At 70.1% G+C, this 1956-nt stretch carries 2 protein-coding genes; both read left to right on the top strand.

Translation table 11 applies throughout. The annotated features are described in order from the left end of the window. A partial coding sequence (sucC, locus tag F6X53_RS31960; protein ID WP_151005949.1) for an ADP-forming succinate--CoA ligase subunit beta occupies positions 1-1134 on the top strand: 1134 nt, incomplete at its 5' end. 1 nt (position 1135) lies between these two features. Then, a partial coding sequence (gene sucD / locus F6X53_RS31955) for a succinate--CoA ligase subunit alpha (RefSeq protein ID WP_151005947.1) occupies positions 1136-1956 on the top strand: 821 nt, incomplete at its 3' end.

Here is a 1956-nt window from a genome sequence, read left to right as displayed (position 1 = left end):
GGCGTTGCGATCTTCGAGGCGTCGGCGGCGGAGGCGGCGGCGCGTGAGCTCGGGGGTCCGGTCTGGGTGGTCAAGAGCCAGATTCACGCGGGCGGGCGGGGCAAGGGCAGCTTCCTGAACGCGGCGCCGGGCGCCAAGGGCGGCGTGCGGGTGGTCAAGTCCGTGGCGGAGGTGGCCGAGAACGCCGCCGCGATGCTGGGCCAGACGCTGGTGACGGTCCAGACCGGGCCGGCCGGCAAGCAGGTCAACCGCCTCTACATCGAGGAGGGGGCGCAGATCGCGGCCGAGTTCTACCTCTCGATGCTGGTCGACCGCGAGACCGGGGGCCTGGCCTTCGTGGTCTCGACGGAGGGCGGCATGGACATCGAGGCGGTGGCCCACGACACGCCCGAGAAGATCCACACCATCGCGGTCGACCCGGCCACCGGGATCATGCCCCATCACGGGCGGGCGGTGGCGCGCGCCCTCGGGCTGACGGGGGCGCAGGCCAAGCAGGCGGGGGATCTGACGACCAGGCTCTACCAGGCGTTCACCGCCAAGGACATGAGCATGCTGGAGATCAACCCGCTGGTGCTCACCGGCGACGGGCATCTCCAGTGCCTGGACGCCAAGATCGCCTTCGATTCGAACGCGCTCTACCGCCATCCCGACATCCTGGCCCTGCGCGACGAGACCGAGGAGGACGCCAAGGAGATCGAGGCCTCCAAGTACGACCTCGCCTACATCGCGCTCGAGGGCACGATCGGCTGCATGGTCAACGGGGCGGGTCTGGCGATGGCCACGCTCGACATCATCAAGCTCTACGGCGAGAGCCCGGCCAACTTCCTGGATGTCGGCGGGGGCGCCAGCGAGGAGAAGGTGACGGCGGCCTTCAAGATCATCACGGCCGACCCGAACGTGCGGGGCATCCTGGTCAACATCTTCGGCGGGATCATGAAGTGCGACGTGATCGCGCGCGGGGTGATCGCGGCGGTGAAGACGGTGGGGCTGACGGTGCCGCTGGTGGTGCGCCTGGAGGGCACGAACGTGGAGGAGGGCAAGGCCATCATCCGCGGCTCGGGCCTGAACGTGATCCCGGCCGACGACCTGGACGACGCGGCCCAGAAGATCGTCGCGGCCGTGAAGGGAGCCTGAGATGTCCATCCTGATCGATCAGAACACGAAGGTCATCTGCCAGGGCTTCACGGGCAAGAACGGCACCTTCCACTCGGAGCAGGCCATCGCCTACGGCACCCGGATGGTCGGCGGCACCTCGCCCGGGAAGGGCGGCTCCAAGCACCTCAACCTGCCGGTCTTCGACACGGTGGCGGAGGCGCGCGAGGCCACGGGGGCGGAGGCTTCGGTGGTCTACGTGCCGCCGCCGGGGGCGGCGGACGCGATCTGCGAGGCGGTGGCGGCCGAGATCCCGCTGATCGTGTGCATCACGGAGGGCATCCCGGTGCTCGACATGGTGCGGGTGAAGCGGGCGCTGGTGGGCTCGCGCTCGCGTCTGGTGGGTCCGAACTGCCCCGGGATCGTGACGGCGGGGGCGAGCAAGATCGGGATCATGCCGGCCAACATCTTCCGTCCGGGCTCGGTCGGGATCGTGTCGCGCTCGGGCACGCTGACCTACGAGGCGGTGTTCCAGACCTCGCAGGCGGGTCTGGGCCAGACGACGGCGGTGGGGATCGGGGGCGATCCGGTGAAGGGCACGGAGTTCATCGACGTGCTGGAACTGTTCCTGTCCGACCCGAAGACCGAGTCGATCGTGATGATCGGGGAGATCGGGGGCTCGGCGGAGGAGGAGGCGGCGCAGTTCCTGGCGGACGAGGCCCGGCGGGGCCGGTCGAAGCCGATGGTGGGCTTCATCGCGGGCCGCACGGCGCCGCCGGGCCGGCGCATGGGCCATGCGGGGGCGATCATCTCGGGCGGCAAGGGCGGGGCGGAGGACAAGATCGCCGCCATGGAGGCGGCGGG

It is taken from the genome of Methylobacterium soli (assembly GCF_008806385.1).
Classification (GTDB): Bacteria; Pseudomonadota; Alphaproteobacteria; order Rhizobiales; family Beijerinckiaceae; genus Methylobacterium; species Methylobacterium soli.
The sequence above is the reverse complement of the archived record's forward strand: the minus strand, read 5'-3'. Positions and strand labels throughout refer to the sequence as shown.